This is a genomic window from Fodinicola feengrottensis (assembly GCF_039530045.1).
GTDB lineage: Bacteria > Actinomycetota > Actinomycetes > Mycobacteriales > HKI-0501 > Fodinicola > Fodinicola feengrottensis.
The window spans coordinates 45724-61444 of the sequence record NZ_BAAANY010000031.1 but is presented as its reverse complement, the minus strand read 5'-3'; the positions used below and the strand labels follow the sequence as shown (position 1 = coordinate 61444).

Annotated in this window: 15 protein-coding genes; 11 read left to right on the top strand and 4 right to left on the bottom strand. The window is 69.8% G+C overall.

The genetic code is table 11. The annotated features are described in order from the left end of the window. Window positions 1-6 precede the first annotated feature (6 nt). Entirely contained in the window at window positions 7-672 is a 666-nt protein-coding gene (locus tag ABD301_RS31860; RefSeq protein WP_344314142.1) for a ferritin-like fold-containing protein, read from the top strand. 7 nt (window positions 673-679) lie between these two features. Here ABD301_RS31860 and ABD301_RS31855 read toward each other — a convergent pair whose 3' ends face one another. The 3 genes from ABD301_RS31855 to ABD301_RS31845 all read right to left on the bottom strand — a co-directional run bounded on the left by ABD301_RS31855 (window position 680) and on the right by ABD301_RS31845 (window position 4992). Beyond that, window positions 680-3646, bottom strand: a complete 2967-nt coding sequence (locus ABD301_RS31855) for a helix-turn-helix transcriptional regulator (protein WP_344313980.1) — start codon at window positions 3644-3646, stop codon at window positions 680-682. Window positions 3647-4018: 372 nt separating this feature from the next. Next, complete coding sequence (locus tag ABD301_RS31850; RefSeq protein WP_425552001.1) at window positions 4019-4318, bottom strand: DUF3107 domain-containing protein; 300 nt, start codon at window positions 4316-4318, stop codon at window positions 4019-4021. Between the two features lie 20 nt (window positions 4319-4338). Then, entirely contained in the window at window positions 4339-4992 is a 654-nt protein-coding gene (locus tag ABD301_RS31845; protein WP_344313979.1) for a TetR/AcrR family transcriptional regulator, read from the bottom strand. Window positions 4993-5168: 176 nt separating this feature from the next. On the opposite strand from ABD301_RS31845, the gene ABD301_RS31840 reads away from it, so the two are divergent. The 7 genes from ABD301_RS31840 (at window position 5169) to ABD301_RS31810 (ending at window position 11858) form a co-directional block, all read left to right on the top strand. Continuing rightward, window positions 5169-6215: an alpha/beta fold hydrolase gene (locus ABD301_RS31840; protein ID WP_344313977.1), complete on the top strand. Its 1047-nt coding sequence runs from the start codon at window positions 5169-5171 to the stop codon at window positions 6213-6215. A gap of 58 nt (window positions 6216-6273) precedes the next feature. Next, window positions 6274-7191 (top strand): DUF3152 domain-containing protein, encoded by a 918-nt coding sequence (locus ABD301_RS31835; protein WP_344313976.1) that lies wholly within the window; start codon window positions 6274-6276, stop codon window positions 7189-7191. Between the two features lie 386 nt (window positions 7192-7577). Next, window positions 7578-8201, top strand: a complete 624-nt coding sequence (locus tag ABD301_RS31830; protein ID WP_344313975.1) for a SigE family RNA polymerase sigma factor — start codon at window positions 7578-7580, stop codon at window positions 8199-8201. Continuing rightward, window positions 8198-9403 (top strand): WD40/YVTN/BNR-like repeat-containing protein, encoded by a 1206-nt coding sequence (locus ABD301_RS31825; RefSeq protein ID WP_344313974.1) that lies wholly within the window; start codon window positions 8198-8200, stop codon window positions 9401-9403. The genes ABD301_RS31830 and ABD301_RS31825 overlap by 4 nt, the downstream gene beginning before the upstream one ends. Window positions 9404-9527: 124 nt before the next feature. Next, the gene (gene moeZ, locus ABD301_RS31820; RefSeq protein WP_344313973.1) at window positions 9528-10691 is read left to right on the top strand and encodes an adenylyltransferase/sulfurtransferase MoeZ; all 1164 of its coding nucleotides are present in this window, start codon (window positions 9528-9530) and stop codon (window positions 10689-10691) included. Between the two features lie 69 nt (window positions 10692-10760). Next, a complete protein-coding gene (locus ABD301_RS31815) occupies window positions 10761-11288 on the top strand; it encodes a hypothetical protein (RefSeq protein WP_344313972.1) in 528 nt (175 codons plus the stop codon). 246 nt (window positions 11289-11534) lie between these two features. Then, entirely contained in the window at window positions 11535-11858 is a 324-nt protein-coding gene (locus ABD301_RS31810; protein WP_344313971.1) for an MGMT family protein, read from the top strand. On the opposite strand, the gene ABD301_RS31805 is transcribed toward ABD301_RS31810, so the two are convergent. Beyond that, window positions 11855-13000: a hypothetical protein gene (locus ABD301_RS31805; protein ID WP_344313970.1), complete on the bottom strand. Its 1146-nt coding sequence runs from the start codon at window positions 12998-13000 to the stop codon at window positions 11855-11857. The genes ABD301_RS31810 and ABD301_RS31805 overlap by 4 nt on opposite strands. A 282-nt stretch (window positions 13001-13282) precedes the next feature. Between ABD301_RS31805 and ABD301_RS31800 the strand changes: the two genes are divergently transcribed. The 3 genes from ABD301_RS31800 to ABD301_RS31790 all read left to right on the top strand — a co-directional run bounded on the left by ABD301_RS31800 (window position 13283) and on the right by ABD301_RS31790 (window position 15610). Further along, entirely contained in the window at window positions 13283-13645 is a 363-nt protein-coding gene (locus ABD301_RS31800; RefSeq protein ID WP_344313969.1) for an SPW repeat domain-containing protein, read from the top strand. An 83-nt stretch (window positions 13646-13728) separates the two neighbouring features. Then, on the top strand, window positions 13729-14346 hold the full coding sequence (locus ABD301_RS31795) for a TetR/AcrR family transcriptional regulator (RefSeq protein ID WP_344313967.1): 618 nt from the start codon (window positions 13729-13731) through the stop codon (window positions 14344-14346). Between the two features lie 52 nt (window positions 14347-14398). Then, window positions 14399-15610 (top strand): hypothetical protein, encoded by a 1212-nt coding sequence (locus ABD301_RS31790; RefSeq protein WP_344313966.1) that lies wholly within the window; start codon window positions 14399-14401, stop codon window positions 15608-15610. Window positions 15611-15721 lie beyond the last annotated feature (111 nt).

Here is a 15721-nt window from a genome sequence, read left to right as displayed (position 1 = left end):
GACCAGCTGAGCGGGGTAGAGAACGCCGACACCAAGACCGCGGTCATCGACCTGTTGGGGGTGCTGGCGTACGGCACCCTGATCGGTTTCGACCGGATGGCCGCCGACGCCCGGCTGGCCCCGGACCTGCGCAGACGCGCCGTGTTAGCGGTGATGGCCGCGGACGAGATGCGCAACTACGAGCTGCTGGCCGTACGGCTGGACGAGCTCGGCGCCGACCCGGAGACGGCGATGGCGCCGTTCGCCGAGCCACTGGAGGCCTTCCACGGGGCCACCGCGCCGCGGACCTGGCTGGAGGGCCTGATCAAGGCGTACGTCGGCGACGGGATCGCGGACGACTTCTACCGTGAGGTGGCCGAGTTCCTTCCCGAGGAGGCCGACCGGACGCTGGTCCAGCAGGTCCTGCACGACACCCGGCACGCCGACTTCGCCGTCGCCGAGGTGCGGGCCGCCGTCGAGGAAGACCCGTCGGTGGCCGGCCGGCTCGCGCTGTGGGCCCGGCGGCTGGTCGGCGAGGCGTTCAGCCAGGCGCAGCGGGTCGCGGCCGAACGGGAGGCGTTGACCGATCTGGTGGTCGCCGGCTCCGGTGACATCACCGGCATCGGCGAACTCTTCAAGCGCCTCACCAGCGCCCACTCAGCTCGCATGAAAGCCCTGGGCCTCAGCAACTAACGGCCGGCTACCGAAACGTCGAGTTCGCGGGGTTGTGGCCGGCGAGGTGGGCGGCCAGCTCGGCGCGGGAGACGACGCCGAGCTTGCGGAAGATGTTCGAGACGTGGGTGGTGACCGTACGGACGCTGACCACCAGGCGGTCGGCGATCTGCTGGTTGGTCAGCCCGATCCCGACCAACCGGGCGATCTCGTCCTCGCGGGCGGTCAGTGGCTCGGTCGATCCGGCGGCGCCCAGCGGAAGCGAGGTGGTCAGGTCGGTGACCCGGTCGATCCGGCCGGCCCGCCGACCGATCCGGCGCAGCTTGCGTACGGCGACGGCCTGCGGCTCGTACGCTCCGCAGGTGTGGAGCAGGTCAGCCGCTTCCTCCAGCCGGAGCCGGGCGCCCGGCTGGTCGCCGATAGCGAGCAGGCAGTCCGTCTCGATGAGCAGCGCCCGGCTGGCCTCATGCGGCATGGTGGCGGCCAGGAACTTGGCCGCCGCCGCGTTGGCCAGGGCCGCCGCGCGGTGCGGTGAGCCGCCGCAGAACAGCACGTTCGCCCTGGCCAGCTGGGCCAGCCCGACCTGGCCGGCCAGCGCCGGATCGGCGGTCGCCTCGGCCAGGGTGGCCCACCGCGCGGCCGCCTCCAGCTGGTTGAGCCGCAACTCCGCTCGGGTGAGCAGGCGGTAGGCGAAGGGCCGGTGCAACAGCGAGAAGATGGTCAGCTCGTCGTGCCCGGAGACCAGGATCCGCCGGCACTCCTGTGCCCCGGCGTCGCTGCCGTCGGCCAGCATCGCCTCGGCGGCCAGGATCAGCGCGGCCCGGGACCACCAGCTGCGGCTCGCGATGACGACGGTGGCGTGCTCGGCGAGCGCCCGGCGGTCCGGTGCCTCGCCGAGGACGGCTCTTACCCCCGCGTGCAGGCAGTGCGAGATGCCACGCAGGTAGTGGCTGCCGGTCAGCTCGGACGCGTCCACCATGTCCTCGGTGCAGGCCAGCGCCTCCGGCAGCCGACCGAGCTTGCGGTAGGCGACGGTCAGCGTGACGCCCATCTGGATCACCAGGTAGCTGCGGCCACTGCGGCGGGCCACCGTGAGCCCGCGCTCGGCATGCGCCACCGCGCTCTCCAGCCGGCCAAGGTCGATCTCGGCGGCCGCCAGCCGGGACGCGGCATGCGGGTGCCGGGCCAGCTCCTCGTCCGGTAACGAGTCCACCAGCGCGGCCGCCTGGTCCGTCAGCCGTACCGCCTCCTCCCGGTCGCCGATCGCGTGCGCGGACACCGCGTGTACGCCGACCGCGGCGGCTTCCAGTGAGGTCAGGCCGTGCGTACGGGCGAAGTCGGCGATCCCGGTCAGCAGCGGCCGGTCGTCGGCGGCGACCGCGCAGTTGACCGCGCTGCGGGCCACCTCGAGCTTGAGCTCCTCGATCGCCACCGCGGCCGGCCCCGGCTCGGCCTGGGCCGGCTCGCTGGCCGTCATCCGGCCCAGCTCGTCGGTCAGCAGCAGCCGCGCCACCTCGTTGCGGCCGAGCAGCCGCTCCACCTGTGCGGCCAGCAGCACGGCCCGTACCCGCTGCTCGTGGTGCCCGGCCGGTATCCACCCCAGGACCCCGCGGATCAGGTCGCGGGCCTCGTCGAACCGGCCGTCCGAGGTGAGCGCGCTGGCGAGGGCGATCCGCAGCTCCCGGCGCTCAGCGGCGCTCGCCGGGGTGTCTGGCGTGAGCCGGAGCGCGGCGGCCAGGAAGTGGGCCGCGGTGGCCGGGGCGTACGTGCCGGTGTGGCCGGCCGCCCAGCGCAGCACCTCGACGGTCTCGGTGTCGCCCGGATCCGCCGACCGGACCAGATGCTGGGCCCGCAACAGCGCGGCCGTGTCACCGGGCCGCCTGGCCAGCGCCGCGGCCGCCCGCCGGTGCGCGCCCAGCCGCCAGCTGGCTGGTGCGCAGATGTAGGCGACGTGGCGTACCAGCGGGTGGCGGTAATGCGTACGCCGGCCGTCCTCGGTCACCCGGAGCAGGTCGCGGGCGGTCAGCTGGTCCAGGATCTCCAGCGTCTCGGCGAGGTCCAGCTCGGTCACCACCGAGATCAGCTGCGGGTCCACCGGGTCACCGGCCACCGCTGCCGCGTTCGCGACCAGTGCCTGCAGCGGCGACAACGCGGCCAGCTCGGCGCCGATCACCTGCCGGCTGGCGCCGGACACCGCCGGCATCCCGGTCAGCGGGTCGACCGGCGCGGACCGCAGCGCATGCAGGTAGAACGGGTTGCCGCCGCTCTCCCGGTGCAGCAGCCGGCCGCGGCCGGGGCTCGCGTCCGGCCCGAGCAGCCGGTTCACGTCGGTGACCGACAGCGGCCCCAGCTCCACTCGGATCAGCCCGGCGTCGTCGCCGGCCATCGGTGCCACCAGCCGGGCCGGCACCTGGCTTGGCCGGTAGCCCATCACGATCAGCAGCGGCGCCCGCGGCGGATGCCGGCGCAGGTGTTCCAGCAACTCGATCGACGCGGGGTCGGCCCAGTGCACGTCGTCCAGCATCAACAGCAGCCCGGCCGGCGCGGCCAACAGCTCCAGCAGCGCCCGGATCGCCCGGTGCATCCGGTATCGCTCGGTCACCAGCCCGTTCCCGGCCGGCAGTGGCACCCAGGCGGCCACCGCCGGGAAAACCGTCGCCAGCAACCCCAGTCGCTCCGCGCCCAGCGGCGTGAGCACCTCTTCGGACAGCTCGCTGAGGTGGTCGTCCAAGGCGTCCACGATCACCGCGAACGGAATCGGCTGCTCGAACTCGGTGGCCCGGCCGGCCAGCACCAGGTGGCCGCGCTGGCGAGCCGACAGCCGAGCGCTGTGCATCAGCCGGGTCTTGCCGATCCCGGGCTCGCCGACCAGTTCGACCGTACGGGCGGTCCGCCCGCCGCCGAGCGCGTCCAGCTCCCGGTCCAGCAGGTCGACTTCCTTCTCGCGGCCGACCAGCTCGTCGGCGGCGGCTCCGGCCGGCACGCTCCGCATCATGCCGGCTAAGGATTGCCTTAGTCCACCTCTAATGCGGACAACACCGCCCGGGCTTGTCGGTTTGCCATGTTTCAACGATGGAGAACCCTTTCTCCAGGTCGTCGTACGGCTACTCCTCGACAAGATCACACCTCATCCGCGGACGTACCGCATTTCCACGCTCTCGCGGTGACCGGTGCGCGAAACGTACGATCTCGGGCGCGGCGCAGTGGTGGGCTGAAAATGCCGCCCCCGAACTCGAGCCAACTCGGCGGGGCTGACAAAACCGGAGACCTCGACCCGAACGGCGACCGTCACGTCAGTGGAGTCCAGTCGCGTACGGGCAGCAAAACGCCACCACGCGCTGGGCACGTGGTGGCGTGGCGAAACCCGTCAGCTGGCCGCGAAACCGACCCGGCGGGTAGCGGTCTCCGGACCGATCTCCACGTAGGCCAGCTTGCCGGCCGGGACGAGGACCTTGCGGCCCTTGTCGTCAGTGAGCGTCAGCACTCCCGACTCGTCCGACACCGCCGCCATGACGGCCTGCTCCACCTCGGCCGCCGACTCCGTGCTCTCCAGCACCAGCTCGCGCGCGGCGAACTGGACGCCGATCTTGACCTCCACCTGTGCGGCCTCCTCAAGGACTTGCATGATCTCGTACGAAGCGTCCAACCCCAGAGGCCGGACGAACATGCCCTAGTCAACCACGCAGCCTACAAATGCCGGGGAAAGCCCGAGATGCCGCGCCAGCTGACCGCGGCGACCAGCTCGATCGCCTCGCCCATCGGGACCTTTCGGTCGGTGGTCAGCCAGTATCGGGCTGACACCTGGGCGGAGCCGATCAGACCGGTGGCGAGCAGCTCGGCGTGCTCGCGGGGGAGCCCGGTGTCGGCCGCGATGGTGTCCGCGATGGCCTGCGCGCACTCCCGGTTGCCGCGGTCGACGAGCCCTCGTACGGCCGGATCGTTGCCCAGGTCGGTCTCGAAGACCAGTCGGAAGGCACCGTCTTCGTTGTCGACGAACTCGTAGTACGCCTCGACGGCCCGGTGCACCCGCACCTTGTTGTCGGTGGTGGTCGCCAGCGAACGTTTGACCTGGTCGACCAGGTCGGTGGTGTGCGTCTCCAGCAACGCCAGGTAAAGCTCCATCTTGCCGGGAAAGTGCTGGTAGAGCACTGGTTTGCTGACGCCGGCGCGCTCGGCGATGTCGTCCATCGCGGCGGCGTGGTAGCCCTGCGCGACGAACACCTCGCGAGCCGCCTGCAGCAGCTGCGCACGGCGCACCCGGCGGGGCAGCCGGGCCGCGGTGGCGCGCTCCCCGTCGGCGGGGTGCGCCGCCGCACCGTTGGTCAACGGCTCGGTGCTCATGACTCGCCTCCGCTCCGGACCAGCCGGTCGATGTTCGCGCTCGTGGCCGCCGTGGTGCCCGTTTCCCCGTACATGACCCTCCATGCTCGCACGCGGCACCTCTGCGGCCCCGAACCCAACATTTTCGGTAAAACTAACTGAACACCAGATTACTAATGGGTAGCTATCATGGCGAGATGCTTCTCTTCGGACCCCCTGCCGCTGCCGCGCCGGTCCCGCGGCCGGCACCGCTGGCCTTGGACGAGGAGCTTCCCGACCTCGCCCAGTATGGTGCCCAGTCTGCCAACGGCGGGGTGTTGCGGCCGTGGCCGGCCCGCACAGTGGAGGTTGACGGTACGCCCATCGTGGTGCGCGACACCCCGGGTCGGGCCGGCTCGGAGCCGGCTCTTTATGTGCACGGCCTGGGTGGCTCGTCGACCAACTGGACCGACCTCGCCGGCCTGCTCGCGCCCTGGTTGGACGGGCAGGCGCTCGACCTGCCCGGCTTTGGCGGCAGCGGTCGGCCGCCGGGCGGCGACTACAGCCAGACCCGGTTCGCCGAGACGGTGATCCGCTGGATCGAGCAGTCTGGCCGCGGCCCGGTGCATCTGTTCGGGAACTCGCTCGGCGGGGCAGTGTCGGTACGGGTCGCGGCTACTCGACCGGACCTGGTCCGCACCCTGACGCTGATCTCGCCAGCCATGCCGCCGGTCCATTTGCGGCCGCTGCAGCTGCGGATGCTGCCAGTCGTCGCGGTGCCGTCCAACGGCCGGTTGGTGGCCCGGATCGCCCGTACCGGCGAACCCGCCGCCATCGTCCGGGAGACCATGCTGCGCTGCTACGCGGATCCCTCGGTCGTGCCGGAGCAGCGCGTCGAGGAGGCGATCGAGGCCCTGCGGGTCCGCCGCGAGCTGCCGTGGATGGGCGAGTCGTACATCCGCAGTTTCCGCCAGCTGGTCGCGAGTTATGTCGCCAGCTACGCGGCGATCCCGAGCCAGTCGCTCTGGTGGCTGGCTCGCCGGGTGGTCGCGCCGACGTTGGTCGTGTGGGGCCGCAAGGACCAGTTGGTGGACGCCCGGGTGGCGCTGCCGACCACGCGGGCGATTCCGGACAGCCGGCTGATGGTGCTCGGCAACGCCGGCCACATCGCCCAGATGGAGTGTCCGCGGCAGGTCGCGCGGGCCACCATCGCGCTGCTGCGGGACGCGGCCGCGGCTGACGTGCCCGCGCCAGTCGCCGGCTGACGACTCGCCCAACGAGCGCCTAACCGGATAGATCGGTCACTCGTGGCACTCTGATCAAGTGACCCAGGTGACGGATCGAGAGGCACGGCGCAGTCCCTCCAGGACCGCCCCGGCCCGCTCTCGGTCCACCCAGTCTCGGCCACGGCCCGCCCAGTCACGGGCCGCGAAGCAACAGGCCCTGCAGCGTCGCCGCTGGACCGTACTAGCCGTCCTCGCCGTCACCCTGGTGCTGGTCAGCGTCGACCTCACGAACGGTCTCAAGGACCGCTCCGCCGCCGGTGACACGACCACCGCGCAGACGCCCGCTCCCGCCACTTCGGCCGTACGGCCGGCTGCCCCGGTCGTCACCGGCCCCTCACCGTCGGCCGGTCCTTCGACCGCGGCACCGCAGCCGTCGGACAGCCCGGCGCCGCCCGGAGTGGTCGACCAGGGCGCCGGCACGTTCACCGCGGCGCCTGGTGGCACCGGTGTCGTCGGACACGGCACGCTGCTGACCTACCGAGTGGAGGTCGAAAACGGCACCGGCCAACAGGCCGCCGCCTTTGCCGCCGAGGTCGACAAGATCCTCGACGACCCGCGATCGTGGACGGCCGCCGGCAAGATCGCCTTCCAGCGGGTGAGCACGGGCACCCCAGGCGTCACCATCCGGCTCGCCTCACCCAAGACCGTCGACCGGCTCTGTTTCCCGCTGACCACCGACGGCTACACATCCTGCCGGGTCGGCGACGGCGTGGTGATCAACCTGGCCCGCTGGCTCACCGCCGTCCCGGACTTCGTCGGCCACCTCGACCTCTATCGCGAATACGCGGTCAACCACGAGGTCGGCCACCGACTCGGCCACGGCCACATGGCCTGCCCGGCCGCCGGCCAGCTCGCGCCGGTCATGCAGCAGCAAACGCTCGGCCTCAAAGGCTGTCGCATCAACCCCTGGCCGTACGTGGACGGCAAACTCGTCACCGGCCCAGCCGTTCCGTAGACGACCTATTTCCAGTTTCCAGCGCCGACGGGGAGAACGAACCAGGCACCGCTTTTTGTCAGTGCATCCCTGCAAACTCGAGTTCGGGGGTGCCTGGTTTGGGGCTGGAGTGGCTGGTGTGACTGATTCTCACGCCCGGTCACCGGATTTTGGGTATATGCCCGGGAAGCTATGTCAGGTCTTGTTCGCCATGCCTCATCGCGTGCGCGTGACGCACGCGATGAGGCATCGCGAACATAGGCAAGCATACCCAGCTCTCAGAATGCCCTCTGGGGCAGAGTGTAAGCAGCCCACGCTGGCGGCCGCGAAACGGTGGTCGAAGGCGGTAACCTTTCGCCGTTGTCGGGCGTCCCTCCTGCAATCTCACGCCGGATGACGGGGGCCCTGTGACGGACAACAACCAGCTCCAAGCCGAGCCTGCGGGTGCGCCAGCGCGCGCCGCAAGGGAGATCATCGAGCGTCTCTACCGTGAGTCGTCGCGCTATTTGTTGGTGACCGCGTTCGCTCTGACGGGCGACCGGGCCGAGGCCGAGGACGCGGTCCAGGAGGCGTTCGTACGAGCCTTCGCGACGCCCGCGCTCGTGCTGCGCGCGGACAACCCGGTGGCGTGGATGCGTACGGTCACGATGAACATCGCCCGATCGCGGATCCGCCGCAAACAGCGGTTGAGAATGCTGCTGCCCAGGCTCGCCGAGCCCGAGTCGACGAACCTGCCCGGACTCGCACCCGAGCGAATCGTGCTGATGAACGCGGTACGCCGGCTGCCGGCCCGCCAGCGGGAGACGATCGCCCTGTTCTACCTCGCGGACATGTCCATCCAGGAGACCGCCGAGGCTCTTGAGGTCTCCGTGACCTCGGTCAAGACGAGACTGCACCGCGGCCGCAACGCGCTCGCCGAGCTGTTACGCGCCGACGGCTACCAGATCCGCGATGAAGTCGGATGGGACGAGAGAGAGCCGGAGAAAGCGATGATCGCGGACCACCACGACACTCGGAGGGCGGCGCGATGACTCTGATCGACCTGCCGGAGAGCTTCGCCGGTATCCAGGAGGAGTTCGTCGCGCACGCGCGGCTGGACAGCCTCGCCGGACTGGCCGCCCGCGGTGCCCGCCGGCGCTGGCGTTCGTGGGCCGCGATCGTCGGAGGCGTCACCGCGCTGGTCGCGGTGTTGGCAACGTCGGTCGTGGCGGTATCCACTGCCGACCGGACTCCACATGTCACCCAGGTGCTCCAACGGCCGCCAACCAGATACGTCTACGAGACCTCGGTCATCGACGCCAACACCGTGGTCGTGAAGGTCGGATTCCAGAACAAGCGGACCACCGCGTGGTCGTACACCGTCGATGGTGGCCGCACCTGGCGGCAGTCGAGCATGCCGGCGTGGTTCCAGCCCGACGCGAACGGGATCACCGCGCTGGGCATCGACTCGCGGACCTTCGTCCTGGGCAATACCATCACCCACGACGCCGGCGTGAGGTGGGAAAGGCGTCCGTCGGACAGCGGTGCTGCGTTGTCCGCCCTCCCACCGAAGTGGCCCCTGCTCTCGTACTCCACGGTTGTTTCCGGCGGGCACTCAAACACCAGCTTTGTGGGGACCATCGACCCAGCCACTGGCCAGCTGCACCCGCTGACTGGAGTGCCGGCGGACTGCGGTGATCCGGGAGATGCCCCACTGCCTGACGGCTCGCTCTGGCTCTCGTGCGCGAATGGCTTCGTCATCAGCCATGATCGGGGCGCGAGCTGGGAGGCCCATCGCTTCGGGAAAACCCTCACCCAAACCGCGCAGGTCGGGACGTACGACGGCAGGACGTTCTACGCGGTGCACGCGCTCGCGCCGGTCGACAAGGCCAAGACGATGTACGGCCCCAAGGGCAGAGGCGAGTTGTACGTGAGCAAGGACACCGGGCGCACGTGGCAACCGGTGCGCCCGTTGGACGATGTCATCTCGGGCATCGTGGTTCTGCCCGACAACTCGTTCGTCCTGTGGGGGAACAACGGGCTGCGGCGCACCACCGATCTTGGCCAGACCTTCCACCAGCTGTCCATCGCCGGGACGCCCGGACAGGCCAGCACCCTGAGGCGGGCTGGCTCCAGCCTCTACGTCGCGAGCGGATTCGTCACCTCGATCTCTGCCGAGTTCATGTCGACCGACGGCCTGCACTACCGACCGGTGCCGCATCCGCCGGGGGTTCCGTGGGACGGCGCGCCGTAGCGGGTGTCCGAGGGGCGGGACGTGTGCCGCGGCTGGCGTACCTGACTCCGGGACGGTGGGAAGATAGCGGGAGCTGGGGTGGTTGCCCCCGTAAAGACCCAACCGTCATGGGAGGAGCGCCACCGTGGCGACATTGCCACCACTGGTCGAGCCGGCCGCCGAGCTGTCAGTCAACGAGGTCCGCCGGTATTCGCGGCACCTGATCATTCCCGATGTCGGGATGGCCGGGCAGAAGCGGCTGAAGAACGCCAAGGTGCTGTGCATCGGCGCCGGTGGGCTGGGCTCTCCGACGCTGCTCTACCTGGCCGCGGCTGGCGTGGGCACGCTGGGCATCGTCGAGTTCGACACCGTCGACGAGTCCAACCTGCAGCGCCAGATCATCCACGGGCAGTCCGACATCGGCCGCTCCAAGGCCGAGTCGGCGCGCGACTCGATCCAGGAGATCAATCCGTACGTCAACGTCGTGCTGCATGACACGCGGCTCGACAACGACAACGTGCTGGAGATCTTCGCCGACTACGACCTGATCGTGGACGGTACGGACAACTTCGCGACCCGCTATCTGGTCAACGACGCGTGCGTGATCCTCGACAAGCCGTACGTCTGGGGCTCGATCTTCCGGTTCGACGGCCAAGTCAGTGTCTTCTGGGACACCCGTGGCCCGTCGTACCGCGACCTCTACCCGGTCCCGCCGCCGCCCGGCATGGTCCCGTCGTGCGCCGAAGGTGGCGTGCTGGGCGTGCTCTGCGCGTCGATCGCGGCCGTCCAGGCGACCGAGGCGATCAAGCTCATCACCGGCATCGGCGACACGCTGCTGGGCCGGCTGATGGTCTTCGACGCGCTGGAGATGAAGTGGCGTGAGGTGCCGATCCGCAAGGACCCGAACGCACCGAAGGTCACCGAGCTGATCGACTACGACGACTTCTGCGGTGTGGTCACCGAAGAGGCGGCGGACGCGATCAAGGGTTCCACGATCACCGTCTTCGAGCTCAAGGACATGATGGACTCCGGCAAGGAGTTCCAGCTGATCGACGTGCGGGAGCCCAACGAGTACGAGATCGTCAGCATCCCCGGCTCGGTGCTCATCCCGAAGGACCGGATCCTGCGCGGCGAGGCACTGTCCGAGCTGCCCCAGGACCGTCCGATCGTGCTGCACTGCAAGTCCGGCGCCCGCTCGGCCGAGGCGCTCGCCGCGGTCAAGGCGGCCGGCTTCAAGGACGCCGTCCACGTCCAGGGCGGCGTGCTGTCCTGGATCAAGAACGTCGACCCGTCGCTGCCCGAGTACTGAGCGACTTCTTCCCTTTAGGACGTACGGATGGCGCCCACCCCTGGTGGGCGCCATCTGTACGTTGTGCGCATGTACTCGCCGATCCCGGAGCTCAACGAGCTCAAGGACCTCTACGACAGTGCCGACAGCTTTCTCGCTGCCGGCTTCGAAATCTACGGCTACAACGACAAGGGATCGTTCATCGCCGTCGACCAGACCGAGCCCGAGTTCCTCGATCGGCTGATCCCGATCGCGCAGGCCAACGGTTCTGGCTCGGAGTACGTGATCTGGCGGGTCGACGACCGCGAGGACCTGGCCGCGCTGCCGATCGCGGTGTTCGGCGACGAGGGCGGCGAGCACATTATCGCGCGCAACTTCGGTGAGCTGCTGCGGTTGCTCGCGTACGACGCGGAGATCATGGCGATGTACGACGAGGCGTACTTCTACCGGCAAGACGACGATGAGCACAGCGGCTCGCATGACATCTTCGTCAAGTGGTTGCGGGAGCGACACGGCCTGGAATCGGCGGATGACCCCGGTGCCATCGTCAAGGCCGCGCAGGACGAGTTCGGCGACCGGTTCCGCACCTGGATCACCCCGTTCGTCGGTACGGACTAGGGCGTGTCTCCTAATTCCAGGTGGATGAGGGTCGAGATCCAAGCGTCGGCTGCAGGCACCGTGGGAAAGCCCCCATAGCGCTGCTATGAAGGCTTCCCCACGGCACCAGCAGCCAACTTCTGGATCTCGACTCTCATCCGCGTGAGTAGCCCTGTAGTACTAGCCGCCGGGCTGTCGGTGGCCGCAACTACCATCCGGTGCGAGCGATCGCCGCGCCGGCGGGGTCGGAGCGAACCGGGGTGAGTGTTGACGCTGCCGAGTGAGTACGCGGAGGCGGTGCTCGACATCGTGGAGCGGATCCCGCCCGGTCGGGTGATGACGTACGGCATGATCGCCGAGATCCTGCGGGACCACCTCGGCCGCGGCTCGGCGCGGACGGTCGGCACTGTGATGAGCCGCTATGGCGGCGGTGTCCCCTGGCACCGGGTGGTCGCCAGCAACGGCCGGCTGCCCCCAGGACACGAGACCGAGGCGCACGCCCGGTTGCTGTCCGAGGCAGTGCCCTTTCGTGGCGAGCACGTCGTCGTCGCCGTGGCCCGCTGGTGGCCGGAGGACAACACGCCCGCTTAGAGTCGCTGGCCGGTCGTACGAGTGTGCTGCTGGCGCTCGACCGCGCTGGTGCTGGCCGAGGGCGGCTGGCCGTAGCCGCTCGGGAACAGGAACGAGCCGCTGGTCGGTTTGGGCTTCTCGACGGTCACCGGGTTGTCCCGCGCGTAAGGGTCCTTACGGATGCCGGTGACCTGCCAGCTGACTTTGGTGTTGGCCGGCGCGCCGGCGACGGTGAAGGCGTTGCCGGCGATCTCGGTCGCCACGTGCAGGTTCGGCGCGGCGGCGCCGATCGCGGTGAGCTGATAGCGGAAGTCGCCGTTGAGCAGCCCGAAATAGGCCGGCAGTCGTACGGTCGCGTTGCCGTCCGCGTCCGCGGTCACGACGCCGTCGTAGACCGTCTTCGCCTCTGGCGAGGCGACCAGCGCGTGGTTCAGCGTCTTGTTCGCCGGGTCGGCCGGGTGGTCGATGGTCATCGTGGCCATCGGGTTCGTCAACGTGCCGGTGATGTCGACGTTCCCGTTGAACTGGCCGTTGCCGTCGGTGGTGATCGCGACCGTGCCGCTGCGTGCGTAGAGGCCCTTCCCGCCGACCGTGGTCAGCGTGTAGAAGTCGCTGCGCGTACCGGTCATGTTGACCGGGTAGTCGGCCGCCACGTCGACGCCGATCGAGAACGGCGCCGCGAGGTTCGCGCTGGTGGCCCCGCTGCCGATGACCCGCAGCGCGGTGTTGTGGCTGGAGTTGCTCTGTACGAGCAGCGCGCCGCCGTTGCCGGTGGTGCTGGTCGAGGCGGTCAGGATTGCCGCGTACGCGTTGCTGTTCGACGCGGTCACCAGCATGGCGTGGGTGCCGCCGGACGAGATCGCGGCGCCCAGCACGCTGCCGCCCGTGCAGGTCAGTGCCCGTCCGTTGGACCCGCTGGCGGTGTTGCTGACCTCCAGGGTGCTGCTGGTGGTCGTGGTCGAGCTGAGGCCGGTGCCGACGGCACCGACGAAGTTCGTGGTGCCTTGGATGACCGCCTGGCCGGCGGACGCCGACGCGGCTGCCGGGAGTGCGACGGCGCCCAGGGCCGCCCCGCCGGCGGCCGCGGCTACCCCGGTGACCAATCCGCGCCGGCTGGTCCGCCGCTCGCCCGAACCCTGGAAATCGTTGCGCTCAACGGGCATCGCTGGGCTCCTTGGAAGTGGTCGGGCAGGCGTACGGCTGGCCAGACGCACGGTACCAAGCGACGCACGATGCGTAACCGTTGTCCTACAAGCGTTTTCCGGCGAATTGCCGTACTTTCCATTCCTAGATAGGGCAAAAGGCGGGCCTCACTAGACGGTCGCGGGCCCGCGATGATCGACCGCACACTGACCTGCCACGCCCGGGATTCCGACGCATACTTGAAATTGACCGGATGGCCAGTCAAGAGCTGACCTGATGTTCTTCTCAGGAGGTGGTCGGTCATGGCGAAGCAATGGACCCGATGGCAGGACTGGGTCGCGCTCGTCGTTGGTGTGCTTGTCGCACTTTCACCGTTGGTGGTCACTACGGCCGGAGAACCCGGCGCCCTGACCACGCTGATCGTGCTCGGTGTGTTGCTCGCGGCCACGTCGTTGTGGTCCCTCTACTCGCCGGGCGTGGTCGCTACCGAGTACGTGCACGCGGTGCTGGGAGTGTTGTTGTTCCTCGCGCCGTTCGTGTTCACGTACGTAGGACTGGGCGGCGCTGCCTGGACCTCGTGGATCGGTGGCATCGTGGCCGTCGTGGCAGGCCTTTGGGCGGTCCCAGTGAGCACCAAGGCGCACAAGGAGCTGGCACAGCACTGAACCAGTTGCGTCCAGTGGAAGAGGTTCCTACGGTGGCGGGGCCGGCGGTTGCCGGCCCCGCCGGCGTTTGTCAGGAGGGCACGATGGCCACCCACACTCCAGGGCCGGGAGCGGCCGGCCCGGACGCCGACAGTCGGGCCCGCATCCTGGACGCCGCCGAGCGGCTGTTCGCCGCCAACGGGTTCGACGCGACCGCGGTGTCCAAGATCTCCAAAGCCGCACATGTCCCCAAAGGGTTGGTTTTCTACTACTTCCCGGCCAAGACGGACCTGCTGGTCGCGCTGGTGAACGAGCGCTCCAACCAGGCCCACCTGGACGAGGCCGAGGGCCTCGCGGTGCCCGGTGACGTGCCGGCGACCCTGCGGCGGGTCGCCCGCCGGTTCGACGAGTGGAACGCGTCGTCGTACACGGCTCGCCGGATCCTGGTCCGGGAGGCCGAGACCCACCCGGAGGTCCGCAGCGCGCTGGCTGCGGTGCACGACACACTCGCCCAGCTCGTACGGGACAGCGTGAGCGCCGCGACGAGCATCACTATCAGGCCGCCGCGGCTCGCCGCGCTGGCCGACTGTTTCGTCTCCGCGCTGCTGCAGGACGCCAGCCGTACCCACCTCGGGCTGCCCGGATGGGACACCGACGAGATCGTCGAACTGCTCGGCGAAGCGGTCGCCGGGAAGGCCTCGGTGGCCCCCAACGGGGCCTGAAAAACCGACCCCGATTAGACGAATGACATGGTGATGTGCTGTCGTTTCAACCGTGAGCCAGCCACCGCACCGCGACGCGCCGGACGGTACGCAGCGATTCGACCCGTTTAGGGATGATGAATCCGCCGCGGACCGCGCTCGTCGTCAGCAACCGCTGCCGGAGGAGTCGGACGGCACCCAGCTGTTCGACCCGTTCCAGGACGATGACGCACCGGCCGGTCGGCCGGATCCGGACGCCACCGCCCGCTACGGGGCCGGCAACGCGGACATGACCAAACCGGTCACGCCGCCCGCCCCCGGCGGGGAGCGAACCACGTTCATGCCGCCGGTCGATCCCGGCAACGACCCCACCCGCAAGGTGCCGCCGGCCGGATCCGGTCAACGGGAGATGTTCCCGGCCGGCGACCACACCACGTACCTGCCGCCGGTGCCACCCGGTGGCACCCGGGCAACGGCTTCGGTGCCGGTCGTCCCGGGCGGCACGTCGGTGCTCCCGCCCGGCTCCGCCGGCACCGGCCCGATCAGGGGTAGCGCGTCCGTTCCCCCGGCCGGCGGTTACGGTGGCCGGGACGGCGACTACGGCGGCCCGTACGGCGGCGGTGGCGGCGGCTACGGGGGCGGTGGCGGCGGCTACGGGGGCGGTGGCGGCGGCTATGACGACGAAGACGACTACGACGCGCCTCCGCCCAAGCGCAAGGGCGGCCGTACGGCGCTGATCGTGCTCGGCGTGGTCCTCGCGATCATCCTGGTCACCGCGCTCGGCGTGATCGCCGGCACCGCGCTGTTCGGCAGCGGCGGTAACACCGCCGCGACCCCCACGACCGCGCCCACGATCAATCCGACGACGGCCGCGCCGCCGCCCAGCCCGTCCGCGTCCGCATCCGCCAGTTCCAGCGGCCTCGGCCCACGGATCACCTCCTTCGACGCACCCAGCCGAGTCACCTGCACCCCCGGCGGCGGTGACGGCCAGGTCCAGCTGACCTGGCAGGTCAAGGACGCCAGCAAGATCGAGCTGAAGGTGGATGGCAGGAAGATCGACGACTACGGTCCCGAGGACTCGCCGCAAGTGGCGTTCCCGTGCGACAACGTCGGCCACAAGTACACGATCGTGGCGATCTCCGACGACGGCACCCGCAGCAAGTCCCGCTCGGTGTCGGTCCGCCCGAAGAAAGCCGACACCACCGGCGGCGCCACCACCGACGGCGGCCAAACCACCGGCGACGTGGGCAACGACGGCAACGGCGGCACCGGCGGTACCGGCTAGGCGAGTTGATGGCCGCGGAGCTTCTGGCCGCAGTGCCTGCGGCGGCGCGGAGCTTCTGGCCGCAGTGCCTGCGGCGGCGCGTCCGGTTCACGTCGCCGGGGCGCCCAAACG